At 61.8% G+C, this 14,921-nt stretch carries 12 protein-coding genes; 11 read left to right on the top strand and 1 reads right to left on the bottom strand.

From position 1 onward, the window contains the following. Nucleotides 1–220 precede the first annotated feature (220 nt). Nucleotides 221–1,108, top strand: coding sequence for a Dyp-type peroxidase (locus M9827_RS10500; protein ID WP_250605379.1), 888 nt, complete (start codon nucleotides 221–223; stop codon nucleotides 1,106–1,108). Between the two features lie 9 nt (nucleotides 1,109–1,117). Beyond that, nucleotides 1,118–2,086 carry a Gfo/Idh/MocA family protein gene (locus M9827_RS10495; protein WP_250605378.1) on the top strand — a complete coding sequence of 323 codons (969 nt, stop codon included), beginning with the start codon at nucleotides 1,118–1,120 and terminating at the stop codon, nucleotides 2,084–2,086. A 47-nt stretch (nucleotides 2,087–2,133) separates the two neighbouring features. Here the strand turns inward: M9827_RS10495 and M9827_RS10490 are convergent, their stop codons facing one another. Beyond that, on the bottom strand, nucleotides 2,134–3,792 hold the full coding sequence (locus tag M9827_RS10490) for a phosphoethanolamine transferase (RefSeq protein ID WP_250605377.1): 1,659 nt from the start codon (nucleotides 3,790–3,792) through the stop codon (nucleotides 2,134–2,136). 240 nt (nucleotides 3,793–4,032) lie between these two features. Here M9827_RS10490 and lexA point away from each other — a divergent pair, with 240 nt between their 5' ends. From lexA to M9827_RS10445, 9 genes are all read left to right on the top strand, one after another. Next, a complete protein-coding gene (gene lexA / locus M9827_RS10485) occupies nucleotides 4,033–4,650 on the top strand; it encodes a transcriptional repressor LexA (protein WP_201225320.1) in 618 nt (205 codons plus the stop codon). Beyond that, nucleotides 4,650–5,267 carry a translesion DNA synthesis-associated protein ImuA gene (gene imuA, locus M9827_RS10480; protein ID WP_250605376.1) on the top strand — a complete coding sequence of 206 codons (618 nt, stop codon included), beginning with the start codon at nucleotides 4,650–4,652 and terminating at the stop codon, nucleotides 5,265–5,267. The genes lexA and imuA overlap by 1 nt, the downstream gene beginning before the upstream one ends. Before the next feature lie 7 nt (nucleotides 5,268–5,274). Beyond that, nucleotides 5,275–6,690, top strand: a complete 1,416-nt coding sequence (locus M9827_RS10475) for a Y-family DNA polymerase (RefSeq protein WP_250605375.1) — start codon at nucleotides 5,275–5,277, stop codon at nucleotides 6,688–6,690. After that, nucleotides 6,687–9,764 carry an error-prone DNA polymerase gene (locus tag M9827_RS10470; protein ID WP_250605374.1) on the top strand — a complete coding sequence of 1,026 codons (3,078 nt, stop codon included), beginning with the start codon at nucleotides 6,687–6,689 and terminating at the stop codon, nucleotides 9,762–9,764. The genes M9827_RS10475 and M9827_RS10470 overlap by 4 nt, the downstream gene beginning before the upstream one ends. Nucleotides 9,765–10,031: 267 nt before the next feature. Next, on the top strand, nucleotides 10,032–10,718 hold the full coding sequence (locus M9827_RS10465) for a CsgG/HfaB family protein (RefSeq protein WP_161986630.1): 687 nt from the start codon (nucleotides 10,032–10,034) through the stop codon (nucleotides 10,716–10,718). A gap of 28 nt (nucleotides 10,719–10,746) precedes the next feature. Then, the gene (locus M9827_RS10460; protein ID WP_250605373.1) at nucleotides 10,747–11,118 is read left to right on the top strand and encodes a DUF4810 domain-containing protein; all 372 of its coding nucleotides are present in this window, start codon (nucleotides 10,747–10,749) and stop codon (nucleotides 11,116–11,118) included. Next, entirely contained in the window at nucleotides 11,115–11,774 is a 660-nt protein-coding gene (locus M9827_RS10455) for a DUF799 domain-containing protein (RefSeq protein WP_250605372.1), read from the top strand. Before M9827_RS10460 ends, M9827_RS10455 begins: the two co-directional genes overlap by 4 nt. A gap of 210 nt (nucleotides 11,775–11,984) precedes the next feature. Continuing rightward, entirely contained in the window at nucleotides 11,985–12,674 is a 690-nt protein-coding gene (locus M9827_RS10450; RefSeq protein ID WP_250605371.1) for a GntR family transcriptional regulator, read from the top strand. 134 nt (nucleotides 12,675–12,808) lie between these two features. Then, nucleotides 12,809–14,920: a hybrid sensor histidine kinase/response regulator gene (locus M9827_RS10445; RefSeq protein WP_250605370.1), complete on the top strand. Its 2,112-nt coding sequence runs from the start codon at nucleotides 12,809–12,811 to the stop codon at nucleotides 14,918–14,920. Nucleotide 14,921: the final 1 nt, after the last annotated feature.

Genomic DNA, 14,921 nt, shown 5'->3' with positions numbered 1-14,921 from the left:
TGGACTTGAGAGATTGGGGCCGACCGAAGTGTCTTTCGTCATGTTGTCGATTATGGATTCGGTACAGCACTTTCAAGTCGGCGTATCTCCACAGCATCCCCCAATCAGTTCCCTCTCCCTCCGGGAGAGGGCTAGGGTGAGGGGCTTTTGACTTCCATCCAAACCCACACAAATCCTCCGGCCACAGGTAAACTCCCGCGCACTTTCCCAAGGAGTTCACATGAGTTACTACCAGCCGGGCATTCTCGCCACCCCCGTTCCTGCGCAAGCACGTCACCTGTTTTTCGCCCTTGAGTCGGTTGAAGCCCTGCCGCAGGCGCTCGACAACCTGCTGAATCAGGTGGACGGCAAGTCGGCAGTCGTCGGTTTTGGTGAATCCCTGGTCAAGGCTCTCAACGTGCAGATTGACGGCCTGCGCAGCTTCCCGGCACTGACCGGCGTTGGCGTCGAGAACCCGTCGACCCAGCACGCGCTGTGGGTCTGGTTGCACGGCGTCGACCGTGGTGAACTGCTCAACCGTTGCCACGCCCTCGAAGCCGCACTGGCCCCGGCCCTGCGACTGGTCGAGATGCAGGAAGCCTTCCGCCACAAGGACGGGCACGACCTGACCGGCTACGAAGACGGCACCGAAAACCCGCACGACGAAGCCGCCATCGCCGCCGCCCTGCAAAGTGCAGGCGCTGACGGCATGGTCGGTGGCAGCTTCGCCGCGATCCAGCAGTGGCAGCACGACCTCAAGGGTTTCCACAAACTGTCCGCCGAGGACAAAGACAACATCATGGGCCGTCGCCTCAGCGACAACGAAGAGATCGACGATGCGCCGGTCTCCGCCCACGTCAAACGCACCGCGCAGGAAAGTTTTGCGCCGGAAGCGTTCGTCGTGCGGCGCTCGATGCCGTGGATCGAAGGTGATCGCGCCGGTTTGATGTTCCTCGCCTTCGGTTTCTCGCTGGATGCCTTCGAAGCGCAACTGCGGCGCATGAGCGGTCTGGAAGACGGCATCCCCGATGGCCTCTATCGCATCAGCCGCCCAATCACTGGCGGCTACTACTGGTGCCCGCCGCTGAAGGACGGCCACCTCGATCTGCGCGCCTTGCGCATCGGCTGAGGACTGAGCATGAACGTGGTGCGCTGGGGCATGATCGGTTGTGGCAGCGTCGCCGAGCGCAAGAGCGGCCCGGCCTTCTACAAGGCGCCCGGTTCGGCGTTGGTGGCGGTGATGGGCCGACGCCTCGAAGCCGTGACCGACTACGCCGCGCGCCACGGCATCGAGCGGGTCTACACCGACGTCGATGCGCTGATCAACGATCCCGAGGTGGACGCGGTGTACATCGCCACGCCACCCGACAGCCATCACGCCTACAGCCTGAAAGTCGCCGCCGCCGGCAAGCATTGCTGCGTGGAAAAACCCATGGCACTGAATGCCGGGCAAAGCCGCGAGATGCAGCAGGCCTTCGCCGAGGCTGGTTTGCACTTGTTCGTTTCCTACTACCGCCGTTCATTGCCGCGTTTTGCGCAGGTGCGGCAATGGCTGGAGGAGGGGCGCATTGGCGAGGTGCGGCACTTGAGCTGGACGCTGACCAAAGCGCCTTCGTCGGCGGATCTGGACGGTCGCGACAATTGGCGCACCGATCCGGCGGTGGCCGGTGGCGGTTATTTTGCCGATCTGGCCAGTCATGGCTTTGACCTGTTCCAGTATTTGCTCGGTGACATTGTCGAGGTCGCCGGATTCACTGCGCGTCAGGCCGGTTTATATGCAGCGGAAGATGCGGTCAGCGCCAGTTGGCGGTTTGCCTCCGGGGCGCTGGGCATGGGCTGCTGGAGTTTTGTCGCGGATCGGCGTGAGGATCGGGTCGAGATCATTGGCAGCCTCGGACGGATCAGTTTTTCCGTATTCGATGAGCATCCCGTGCAGTTGCATGCCGATGAGCACCTCAGCCTGGAAATCCCCCATCACGAGCACATTCAGTGGCATCACGTGCAGGGCATGAATGCGCATATTCTTGGTGATTCACAACATCCCGCCGTCGCCGAGCAAGCGCTCAAGACTGACTGGGTCATGGATCAAATCCTCAAACGCCACTGATCCTCCATGCGTACACCGTCCCCACAGGGTTTTGCAGTGTCTGCGGGTTATTGCGCAGCCGTCATCGCCGGCCGGCAGCCATGAAAAATATCCAGCCCCGGTTGATACAGCGACGTCTTCACCTCAAACAACCCCAGCACCGAGTGGAACAGGTTGTCATGGCTCAGATCTGCCTGCCCGGTCTTGCCCTGTAGACACCCTCGATCAATCCCTTCGCTGGCCAGCGTGCCATTGCCGAACCACATCACCATTGGCACATGGGTCTGCGCTTCAGGTGCCAGCGCATACGGCGCCGCGTGCAGGTACAAACCGTTCTCGCCCAACGATTCGCCGTGGTCGGAGACATACACCATCGAGGTGTCCAGTGAGTCCTGATTGCGCTTGAGCAGTTCGATGACCTTGGCGAGGAAATGATCGGTGTAGAGAATCGTGTTGTCGTACACGTTCACCAGTTCATCGCGGCTGCAACTGCCCAACTGATTGGTGTGGCAGATCGGTTTGAAGCGCTCCATGTCTTTTGGATAGCGTTCGTAGTATTCCGGGCCGTGACTGCCGTCGGCGTGCAGGACAATGATCGCGTGGCCCTTGAGGCTGTCGATGTAGCTTTGCAGGTCTTGCAACAGCGCTTCGTCGAGGCAGTTGTTGCCGTCGCAGAACGGCCCCGGCTGATGCCTGGAAATATCGCGATGTGGCACGCGCAGGCAGGTGCCTTTGCAGTCGCTGTTGTTGTCCAGCCACAGCACTTGCACGCCGGCACGCTGGAGGATGTCGAGCAGGCCTTCGTAGGTTTTGCCTTTCTTGTCGCTGTAATCCTCACGCCGGAACTTCGAGAACATGCACGGCACCGAGACCGCTGTCGATGTGCCGCAGGAATGCACGTGGGTGAAATTGAGGATGTCGAGTCTGCTCAGTTCCGGATTGGTCTCGCGCTCATAACCGTTCAGCGAAAAGTGATCGGCGCGGGCGGTTTCACCGACCACAAACACCATCAGCGATTTCTTTTCGCGGCTGGCAACGTTGGCGCTCATCACCGCGTCTTCGCCGATGGCCTGCACCACGAATTGCTTTTTGATGCCCAGGCGTTGCTGGGTGTACTTGCTGATCGCGTAGATGTAGTTGGTCGGGTTGATGAAGTGAGTGAGCTTGTCTTCTTCGCGAAAGATCGGCGCGTAGGTCGAATAGAACGCGCCCACTGAAGCGGCAATTACCAGCACGCAGGCGATGATCACCAGCACTTTGTTGAGCAAACCGCGAAAGAACGGCCGATAACTCACCGGCCAACGCCAGATCAACGCCGCCGGCAACACACCGAGCAGCAGCACGTAAGCCAGTAGCTTATCGTTGAACAGCGCGGTGGCTTCGGCGGGGTTGGTTTCGAAGACGTTCTGGATCATCACCGTGTCGATGGTGATGCCGTATTCGTTCATGAAATACGCAGCGCACGCCGAGAGCAGCGCGACCACGGTGAGGGCCGGTTTCAGCGTCCAGCGGAACGACACCAGAGTCAGCAACAGGGTGATCGCCGCCCACAAAAACAGCCCGAACGAGGCGAAAAACGCCAGTTTGTGCGCGCCTTGCAAGGTGATCAGCGTGCCCAGCGCCTTCCAGGTCGCCAGGTTGTACAACGCCACCAACGCCAGGGAAAACAGCAGCACCAGTCGAGTAGAAGTGATGGACGGTAAACGCAGTCCGTTGCCCAAAGCCATGTCAAACATTCCTCTACATAAATGGAAAACCACGCGGTTGCGCGGGTAACTGTAGAAGAACATTGGTAAAAAATTCGTAAACATCTTGTAACAAGTCTGCACGCCATTCCTGTAGGCGCTGCCGAAGGCTGCGATCGTTTGATCTAAAAAACAAAATCAAAAGATCGCAGCCTTCGGCAGCTCCTGCGTCGGCCCAGGCCGACTGGCGGCGCTTGTCAGGAAAATCCTACAGGAGTACAAATGTACTCCATGACGAACCTGACTCCCCGCCGCACCGCCATCCTGACGTTTATCCGCGATCGAATCGCCGAACACGGTCAGCCCCCAAGCCTCGCTGAAATCAGCGAGGCTTTTGGTTTTGCCTCGCGCAGCGTGGCGCGCAAGCACGTGCTCGCGCTCACCGAAGCCGGGTTTATCGAGGTCAATCCGCATCAGGCCCGGGGCATTCGCCTGCTCGGGCAACCGGCGCGTCCGGAACTGCTCGACATTCCCGTGCTCGGCCGCGTCGCTGCCGGTGCGCCGATTGGCGCCGATGCCGACATCCATAGCCGCTTGCTGCTCGACCCGGCGCTGTTCTCCCGCACGCCCGATTACATGCTGCGGGTGCAGGGCGATTCGATGATCGAGGACGGCATTCTCGACGGCGATCTGGTCGGCGTGCGGCGCAATCCCGAGGCGCTCAACGGCCAGATCGTCGTGGCGCGGCTCGACGGCGAAGTCACCATCAAACGCTTCGAACGGCTGGGCGATGAAGTGCGGCTGTTGCCGCGCAACCCGGCGTACCAGCCGATTGTCGTGCGCGACGATCAGGACCTGGCCATCGAAGGGGTGTTCTGCGGTCTGGTGAGGCAAGGCTGATGGGCGCCGTCGTTGCGTTGGACACGCTGTTCAATGGCGGCCAGGTCTGGAAGGGCCGGCCTGCGCCACCGGCCGCCAGTCCACAACCGACCGGTCACGCCGCGCTGGACGCGGCACTGCCCAGCGGTGGCTGGCCGGAAGCGGCGTTGAGCGAAATCCTCCTGGCCGGCCCCGGTGTCGGCGAACTGCAATTGGTCTGGCCGACGCTGGCGCGGTTGTCGGCGGCGGGCGAGCGCATCGTGCTGGTGGCGCCGCCATTCGTGCCGTATCCGCAGGCGTGGGCAAACGCCGGGGTCGATCTGCGCCAGTTGTCGGTGATCCAGGCCAGCGAACGCGATGCCTTGTGGGCGGCGGAACAGTGCTTGCGTTCGGGCAGTTGCGGCGCGGTGCTGTGTTGGCCGCACAAGGCTGATGATCGTGCGTTGCGCCGTTTGCAGGTGGCGGCGGAAACCGGTCAGACCCTGGCGTTTGCCTGGCGGCCGTTGAGCGAAGCGATCAACCCGTCACCGGCGGCGCTGCGTATTGCCATCGACGCCAAACCTGCACAGTTGCGCGTCCTCAAGTGCCGTGGCGGCTTGGCGCGTGCGGCGCCGATTGCCTTTACCGTGGGGCACTGAGGTCGCCATGCGCTGGGTGTGTATTCTGTTTCCGCAATTGGCCCTCGACGCCGTGCTGCGTCAGCGTCCCGATCCCGATGAACCGTTGGTGCTGCTCAACGGCCCGGCCCAGCGCCGGGTGCTGCAAGCAGTCAACCCGGCGGCGCGCAAACTCGGTTTGCGTCCCGGCCAGTCGATGACCGCTGCGCAAGCCATGAGCAAAGGCTTTACCACGGCTGATTATGAGGTCGCCGAGGTCGAACACTGGCAGCAGTTTCTTGCCGCGTGGGCCTACGGTTTCAGCGCGCAGGTCAGCGTGCATTACCCGCGCACCGTGGTGTTCGAAATCGAATCCAGCCTTGGCTTGTTCGGTTCGTGGGCGCAGTTCGAAGCACGACTGCGCCAGGAACTGACCGATCTGGGCTTCCGTCATCGCATCGTTGCCGCACCCAATCCGGTGGCGGCGCGGGTGCTGGCCAATGCTTACGATGGCTTGGTGGTGCCGGACGGCGAGGCCTTGCAGCATCACCTCGGTCAGTTGCCGGTCGACCGTGTCGGTCTGGAGCCAGCGGTGGCCACGGCATTATCACGCATGGGCCTGCGCAACCTCAGTCAGGTGCAGAGCCTGCCGCGTCAGGCGCTGGCCCGACGTTTCGAGGCACAGATGCTCAAACACCTCGACACCCTGTTCGGTGCGCGGCCATTGGCGCTTGAGTTTTACTTGCCGCCGGATCGTTTCGACGTGCGCATTGAACTGAATTTCGACGTGCAATCCCATCAGGCGCTGCTGTTCCCGCTACGGCGTTTGACCGGCGATCTGTCGGCATTCCTCTGTGGGCGTGACAGCGGCGTGCAGCGTTTCGACTTGCATCTGGAACATGCCGGGCTGCCGGACAGCATCATCAAGGTCGGGCTGCTCAGCGCCGAACGTGATCCGGCGATGCTCTTCGAACTGGCCCGTGGCCGCTTGGAACAGGTGCAGGTCGAGGCGCCGGTGCGCGGCTTTCGGCTGCGCGCCGAGGACCTGCCGAGCTTCGTGCCGCAGTTTCAGGAACTGTTCGACGACCGTCCGCAGCAGACCTTGCCGTGGGAGCAGTTGCGCGAACGCCTGCGCGCGCGCTTGGGCGATGACGCGGTGCAGGGGCTGCGCTTTCAGGCTGATCATCGCCCGGAGTGCGCGTGGCAGCACGGCGTTGACAAACAACGCTGCGCAGGCTTGCCGAATGTGCACCGTCCAGGCTGGTTGCTTGGCGAGCCGCAAAGCGTGGCAGAAGGTTCGGCGCGAATTCTCATGGGCCCGGAACGCATCGAGTCCGGCTGGTGGGACGGTGACGATGTGCGCCGCGATTATTACCTGATCCAGAACCGCGCCGGTCAGCAGGGCTGGGCTTATCGGGCGGTGGGTGAGGGCGGTCCGCTGTGGCTGCAGGGCTGGTTTGCATGAACGACGGTTATGCCGAGTTGCACTGCCTGTCGAACTTCAGTTTTCAGCGCGGTGCGTCCAGTGCGCTGGAACTGTTTCAACGGGCGAAAAAGCACGGCTATCAGGCACTGGCGATTACCGATGAATGCACGCTGGCCGGGATCGTTCGGGCCTGGCAAGCGGCGAAATCGGTGGAGTTGCCGCTGGTCATCGGCAGCGAAGTACGCATCGAAAACGGCCCGAAACTGGTGCTGCTGGTGGAGAACCTGGCGGGCTATCAGGCGCTGTGTGGCCTGATCACCCGCGCCCGACGGCGCACGCAGAAGGGCCAGTATCAAGTGCTGCGCGAGGACTTCGCCGAGCCATTGCCGGGGTTACTGGTGTTGTGGGTGCCGGACTCGCTTGATCAGGTGGAAGAGGGCCGTTGGCTGCAGCAGATCTTCGCCGAACGATTGTGGCTGGCGGTGCAATTGCATCGTGGCCAGGACGATCAGCAGCGGCTGGCGGCGTTGTTGAGTCTGGCCGCCGAGTTGCAGATTCCGCCGGTAGCCAGCGGCGATGTGCACATGCACGCCCGTGGCCGGCGTGCCTTGCAGGACACCATGACCGCGATCCGTCATCACGTACCGGTGGCCGAGGCGGGATTACGCTTGCACCCCAATGGTGAGCGGCATTTGCGCAGTGTCGAGGTGTTGCGCGAGTTGTATCCGCAGGCCTTGCTGGATGAGTCTGTGAGCCTGGCCCGACGCTGCACTTTCGATCTGGGCGAGTTGCGTTATCAATACCCCAAAGAATTGGTGCCTGAGGGGCACAGCGCCAGTTCCTGGTTGCGCCATCTGGCTGAGCAAGGCATCGCCTGGCGCTGGCCAAAAGGGCCGCAAGCCAAAGTGCTCAAGCAGATCGACGATGAACTGCAACTGATCGCCGAACTCGGTTATGAAAGCTACTTCCTCACCGTGCATGACGTGGTGCGCTTCGCCCGCGAGCAGAAGATTCTGTGCCAGGGCCGTGGCTCGGCGGCCAACTCGGCGGTGTGTTTTGCCTTGGGCATCACCGAAATCGACCCGGACCGCACCACGCTGCTGTTCGAACGCTTCATGTCCAGGGAACGCAATGAACCGCCGGACATCGACGTCGATTTCGAGCACGAACGCCGCGAAGAAGTCCTGCAATATGTGTTTCGCCGTTATGGCCGTGGTCGTGCGGCGCTGACGGCGGTGGTCAGCACCTACCACGCTGCCGGCGCGGTGCGCGACGTGGCCAAGGCCTTGGGCCTGCCGCCGGATCAGATCAATGCACTGGCCGATTGCTGCGGTCACTGGAGCGATGAAACGCCGCCGGTCGCGCGTTTGCTCGAAGGCGGTTTCGACCCGGACAGTCCGGTGCTGCGCCGGGTGCTGAGCCTGACCGGGCAGTTGATCGGTTTCCCCCGGCACCTGTCGCAGCACCCCGGCGGTTTTGTGATTTCCGAGCAGCCGCTGGACACGCTGGTGCCGGTGGAGAACGCCGCCATGGCCGAGCGCACGATCATTCAGTGGGACAAGGATGACCTCGATGCGGTCGGCCTGCTCAAGGTGGATATCCTCGCCCTCGGCATGCTCAGTGCCATCCGTCGCTGTTTCGACCTGCTGCGTCGCCATCGCAATCTGGACCTGAGCCTGGCGACGATTCCGGCCGAAGACAAACCGACCTACGACATGATCAGCCGCGCCGACACCATCGGCGTGTTCCAGATCGAGTCGCGGGCGCAGATGTCGATGCTGCCGCGCCTGAAACCGGCGAAGTTCTACGACTTGGTGATTGAGGTGGCCATCGTCCGCCCGGGGCCGATTCAGGGCGGGATGGTCCATCCGTATCTGCGCCGCCGAAACAAAGAGGAAGAGGAAACCTACCCGTCGCCAGAACTCAAGGTTGTCCTGGAAAGAACCCTCGGTGTGCCGCTGTTTCAGGAGCAGGTGATGCAGATCGCCATCGTCGCCGCCGATTACAGCCCTGGCGAGGCCGATCAGTTGCGTCGCTCGATGGCCGCGTGGAAACGCCACGGCGGACTGGAGCCGCACAAGGAGCGCCTGGCCGCCGGCATGAAGAAAAACGGCTATACGCCGGAGTTTGCCGCGCAGATTTTCGAGCAGATCAAAGGCTTCGGCAGCTACGGTTTTCCCGAGTCGCACGCCGCCAGTTTTGCCTTGCTGACTTACGCCAGTTGCTGGCTCAAATGCCACGAACCGGCAGCGTTCGCCTGTGCGTTGATCAATAGCTGGCCGATGGGCTTCTACAGCCCGGACCAGATTCTCCAGGACGCGCGCCGGCATCAGTTGCAGATCCGCCCGGTCGACGTGCGCGCCAGTGACTGGGATTGCAGCCTGGAAACCACCACGACGGCGCAACCGGCGATACGCATGGGCCTGCGGATGATCAAGGGCTTTCGCGAGGACGATGCCCGGCGCATCGAAGCGGCGCGGGCGTGCGGGGCGTTTGCCGATGTTGCCGATCTGGGCGAGCGGGCGGCGCTCGACAGTCGGGCGCAGGCGTTGCTGGCCGATTCCGGGGCGTTGCGCGGTTTGGCCGGACACCGGCATCGGGCGCGCTGGGAAGTGGCCGGGGTGCAGAAACAGCTGGGCCTGTTTGCCGGGTTGCCGAGTCAGGAAGAGCCGGAAGTGCTGCTGCCCAAACCCAGTGTTGGCGAGGATCTGCATGCCGATTACAGCACCGTCGGCACCACGTTGGGGCCGCATCCGCTGGCGCTGTTGCGCGCTGAACTCAAGGCCCGGCGCTGCCGCAGTTCGCAGGAGTTGCTTGAGGTCGAACACGGCCGACCGGTGAGCGTCGCCGGGCTGGTGACGGGACGGCAACGACCGGGCACCGCCAGTGGCGTGACCTTCGTGACCCTGGAAGACGAGTTCGGCAACGTCAACGTGGTGGTCTGGCGGGATCTGGCCGAGCGTCAGCGGCAAGTGCTGGTGGGCTCGCAACTGCTGAAAGTCGACGGCCGCTGGGAGCGCGAAGGCGAAGTGCGCCACCTGATCGCCGGCCGCCTGAGCGACCTCAGCCCGCTGCTCAACGGCATCCGCGTGCAGAGCCGCGATTTCCACTGATCTCAGGCCGAACACAAAACCCCTGTGGGAGCGAGCCTGCTCGCGAAAGCAATCTATCAGTCAGAGATGATTCGTCAGATCCATCGCTTTCGCGAGCAGGCTCGCTCCCACACGGGATTTTTGTGTGCTTAGCCAAGCCAATTCATTGGCGTCAAAAAAGTCTGTGCTCAATGATGGCACTTTGTCATAATGCCGGCCCTTTTCAGCTCCCGCCGCGCATTGCCGCGCCGGGACACCCCCGTTTTTCAAAAGGAATACTCAGTGAGAATGATCTCCCGGATGCTGGTCTCAGGCGTTGCGATTGCTGTGCTCGGCACGATTGCCGGCACGCTCGCCGGTTGCGCCACCGAAAGCTCCCGCGCGCTGCCGGTGGCCAAGGTTGAAAGCGCCACACAAGTCTGGACCGGTGTTCGTGTGCCGATGGCCGTGGGCAAGTTCGACAACCGCTCCAGCTACATGCGCGGGATCTTCTCCGACGGCGTCGACCGTCTCGGCGGTCAGGCCAAGACCATCCTCATCACCCACTTGCAGCAGACCAACCGCTTCAGCGTGCTGGATCGCGACAACATGGGCGAAATCCAGCAGGAAGCGGCGATCAAGGGCCAGGCCCAGCGTCTGAAAGGTGCTGATTACGTGGTCACCGGCGATGTCACCGAGTTCGGTCGCAAAGAGACCGGCGATCATCAGTTGTTCGGCATTCTTGGCCGTGGCAAGACCCAGGTGGCCTACGCCAAGGTCAACCTGAACATCGTCAACATCAGCACCTCCGAAGTGGTTTATTCGACTCAGGGCGCCGGCGAATACGCCTTGTCCAACCGCGAAATCATCGGCTTCGGCGGCACCGCTGCCTACGACTCGACCCTCAACGGCAAAGTACTGGATCTGGCCATGCGCGAGGCGATCAATCGTCTGGTTGATGGCATGAATGCCGGTGCCTGGAAACCGGGCAACTGATCGACGCCCATTGCAAGGAGCAACACCCATGACTCTGAATTTGTCGCGCTCGTTGATGGCGCTGACGCTGGCCGCCAGTGCCTTGCTGGCCGGCTGTGCCCCTGGCCCGCAAACCCTGTACCAGTGGGAAGGCTACGAGCCCCAGGTCTACGAATACTTCAAAGGCGAAGAGCCGAAGGAAGCCCAGGCCGAAGCGCTGGAACGTGACCTGCAGAAAATCCGCTCCACTGGCAAATCCGTACCGCCGGGCTATCACGCGCACCTTGGCTTGCTCTACCTGAGCATGGGCAAGGACGATCAGATGGTGCAGCAGTTCAACACCGAGAAAACCCTGTTCCCCGAGTCCGGCACGTACATGGATTTTCTGCTTAAAAACGCCAAGACCGGAGACGCGAAATGATCGCGCGCACCTTGAAACTGCTCGCGGCCGGTCTGGCCCTGACCGTGCTGGGTGGCTGCGTCGCACCCAAAACCGTGGACTACTCGGCCTATAAACAGGCGCGGCCGAAGACCATTCTGGTGCTGCCGCCGCTGAACACTTCGCCGGATGTGAAGGCGTCGTACAGCCTGTTGTCGCAGGTAACGTTCCCGCTGGCCGAGGCCGGTTACTACGTGCTGCCGATTGCGCTGGTTGACGAGACATTTCGCCAGAACGGCATGACCACGCCGGACGACATCCATCAGGCACCGCCGAACAAACTGAAGGAGATCTTCGGTGCGGACGCCGCGCTGTACATCACCGTGACCGAGTACGGCACGCGTTACATGGTGATCAGCAGCGAGACTGCGGTGACCGCGACGGCGAAACTGGTCGACCTGAAAAGCGGCACCACGCTGTGGACCGGTTCGGCACGGGCGTCGAGTGAAGAGGGCGGCAACAACAACGGTGGCGGTCTGATCGGCATGCTGATCACGGCAGCGGTGAAGCAGATCATCAACAGTGCCACCGATGCCGGCTACCCGATTGCCGGTGTGGCGAGCAATCGTCTGCTCTCGGCCGGGCATCCGGCAGGCCTGCTGTACGGCCCGCGTTCGCCGAAGTACGGCACAGACTGAACCCGCTAATGATCGTTCCCACGCAGAGCGTGGGAGCGATCCAGTGCAGCCCCCCTTGGCGCTGTATCCCTGCTTGCAACGAGCAGATGGGTAGAGCGACGCTGCCCCGATGGGTGATCCGCAATCAACCTCAATCAAGACCCTGCATCTCGAAGCCGAAGGCTATATCCTGCGTGACACTCAGTTGCTCGACGTTAAAGGAGTGCCCAAATGACCGAAAAGAAACCGGAAACCACGGTCGACCGCGTCTACCAAGGGGTTTACGAGGCGATCAGCAAGCGTTCGTTGCGTCCGGGGATGAAACTGGGCGAGGCCTCGCTGGCCGAGTTGTTCAATGTCAGTCGCACGTCGGTACGCGCGGCATTGAAGCAGTTGGAGGCCGATGGGCTGGTCACCACCGAGCCGAATAAAGGGGCATCGGTGTCGCTGCCGAGCAATGCAGAGCTGCGCTCGCTGTTTGAAACTCGCCGGCTGATCGAGATCGGCATCGTTACCGAATTGTGCCGGCGCAAGGACAGCGCGGCGATGCAGGATTTGCGCGAACACCTGCTGCTGGAAGACGAAGCCCACGCGGCGGGCGATCACGAACGGCTGATCCATCTGCTCGGCGAGTTCCACCTCAAACTGGCGCGCAGCCTCAATAATCCGGTGCTGCTCGACTGGTTCCAGAAACTGATCTCCCGCGCTTCGCTGTACGCTGCGGCGCTGGATGACGACAGCCATGAAGTCTGCCGCGACAACGAACACCTGCGCCTGATCGAGTACATCGAGGCCGGCAATCAGAGCGCCGCCATCGAGCTGACCTGCACGCATCTCAACGGCATCGAGAAGGCCATTCTCGACGCCGCCGCCAAAATGAAAACCGGCTACCACCCGCTCAAGCACCTGATCGGGGTCTAGGCGCCGGGCAGGGATGAAATCGGCTATACCTCATATGAAACCAATACGACTGATGACGCTCGAAACAGACGAGCGTTGCGTCGTTATGGCGTTGCGATTTATCGGGCAATCACCACAGGACACTGAGTCAGTCGATGCAGTTTTTATCCGATAGCCATGGTTGTGAGGGCTGGAAAGGCGAAATGGCCGGACGCATCAGCGCGTTCGACTGGAGCCACACCGAACTCGGTCCGCTCAACAGCTGGCCGCCCAGTCTGTGCAGCGCGGTGCAACTGATGCTGGCATCGCCGCTGCCGATGGTCATGCTCTGGGGTTACGCCGGGTACATGATCTACAACGACGCCTATTCGAAGTTTGCCGGTGGTCGCCACCCGTATCTGCTCGGATCGCCCGTGGAGCTGGGCTGGCCGGAGGTCGCCGATTTCAACCGGCACGTGGTCGATACCTGCCTGGCGGGTGGCACCTTGTCGTTTCGCAATAAAGAACTGGTGTTATTGCGCGATGGCGTCCCCGAAGACGTCTGGATGGATTTGTATTACAGCCCGGTGCCCAATGATGAAGGGCAACCGGCCGGAGTCATGGCGATGGTGGTGGAAACCACCGAATTCGTGCACTCCGAACGCCGGCGCCAGGAAGCCGAAAGCGCTTACCGCGCCGACAACGAACGGGTGCGTCTGGCGCTGAATGCCGGGGCCTTGCTTGGCTCGTTTGTCTGGGACGTGAAAAACAATACGTTGTCGGCAGACGAGCGATTCGCTCGCACGTTCTCCTATCCGCCGGATCAGGACCTGAGCGACTTGCCTCAAGACATCGCCGACTCGCGCATCCACCCCGACGATGCTGCCTGGGTGCAGGAACGGGTCGTCCACTCGGTGCAGACCGGCGAACCGTATAACGCCGAATATCGCGTGCGGCGCATTGATGGCAGTTATTCGTGGGTGTTGGCCAGTGGCGCCTGCGAGTTCGACGAACAGGGTGCGCCGTTACGCTTTCCCGGCGTCTTGATTGACATCCATGAACGCAAGATTGCCGAAGAATCCCTGCTCAAGTTCACCCGCAACCTCGAACAGCGCGTGGGCGAAGAGGTCGAGGCACGGCTGGCGGCTGAAGAACAGTTGCGCCAGTCACAGAAGCTCGAAGCGATTGGTGGCCTCACCGGCGGCGTCGCTCACGACTTCAATAATCTGCTGCAAGTGATCGCCGGCAATCTGCATCTGCTTGCGCGTCACGAACCGAACAACGCCAACGTGCAACGCCGGGTCAGCGCTTCGCTGGCGGCGGTCGAGCGCGGGGCCAAGCTGTCCTCGCAACTGCTCGCGTTTGCCCGGCGTCAGCCATTGTCGCCAGCGGTATGCAACCCGCGGCAGATCTTTGAAGGCGTCGGCGAATTACTGCAGCGAGCACTGGGTGAAACCATTCAGATCGACGTGCAGTTGCCGCAACAAGCGTGGTACATCAACGTCGATCGCAACCAGTTGGAAAATGCCATTCTCAACCTGGCGATCAACGCCCGTGATGCGATGAAGGGCGAGGGCACCATTACGCTCAGCGCTGCCAACGTGCGACTCGACCGCGAGTTCTGTGCCGGTAAAGGCATCGTCCCCGGCGAGTTTGTCCGCGTCGCCGTCAGTGACACCGGTGCCGGCATTCCACAAGAGATTCTCGAGCAGGTGTTTGAGCCGTTCTTCACCACCAAGGCCGATGGTCAGGGCACCGGGCTGGGCCTGAGCATGGTGTTCGGCTTCGTCAAGCAGAGCGGCGGACATGTCGAGATCACCAGCGCCCTGGGCGACGGTACTCGAGTGCAATTGTATTTCCCGCGCAGCCTGCGGCCGATTCTTGAGGAATCACCCAATCTGCAACGGCAGCAGAGCGGCGGCCATGAGACGATTCTGGTGGTCGAAGACAACGAGGCCGTGCGGGCCTCGGCGGTCGAGTTGTTGCGCGAAGAGGGCTATCGTGTGTTGACCGCCGGCCATGGCGATGCGGCCATGCAAATGCTCCTTGAAGGTGTCGAGGTAGACCTGATTTTCACCGATGTGGTCATGCCGGGGCTGATCAAAAGCTCCGACCTGTTCGCCTGGGCCAAGGTGCAGACGCCGCCGGTGGCGGTGCTGTTCACTTCCGGGCACACCCGCGACATCATCTCGCGCAATCACCAGTTGAGTCCCGACACCCACTTGCTTGGCAAACCGTACAGCCCGGAAGCCATGTTGCAGATGATTCGGGTGGTGCTTGGCAACTGAG

Origin of the sequence: Pseudomonas sp. AKS31, assembly GCF_023634765.1 — a bacterium.
Classification (GTDB): domain Bacteria; phylum Pseudomonadota; class Gammaproteobacteria; order Pseudomonadales; family Pseudomonadaceae; genus Aquipseudomonas.
Note: the sequence above shows the minus strand (reverse complement) of the source record. Positions and strands in the feature narration are given on the sequence as shown.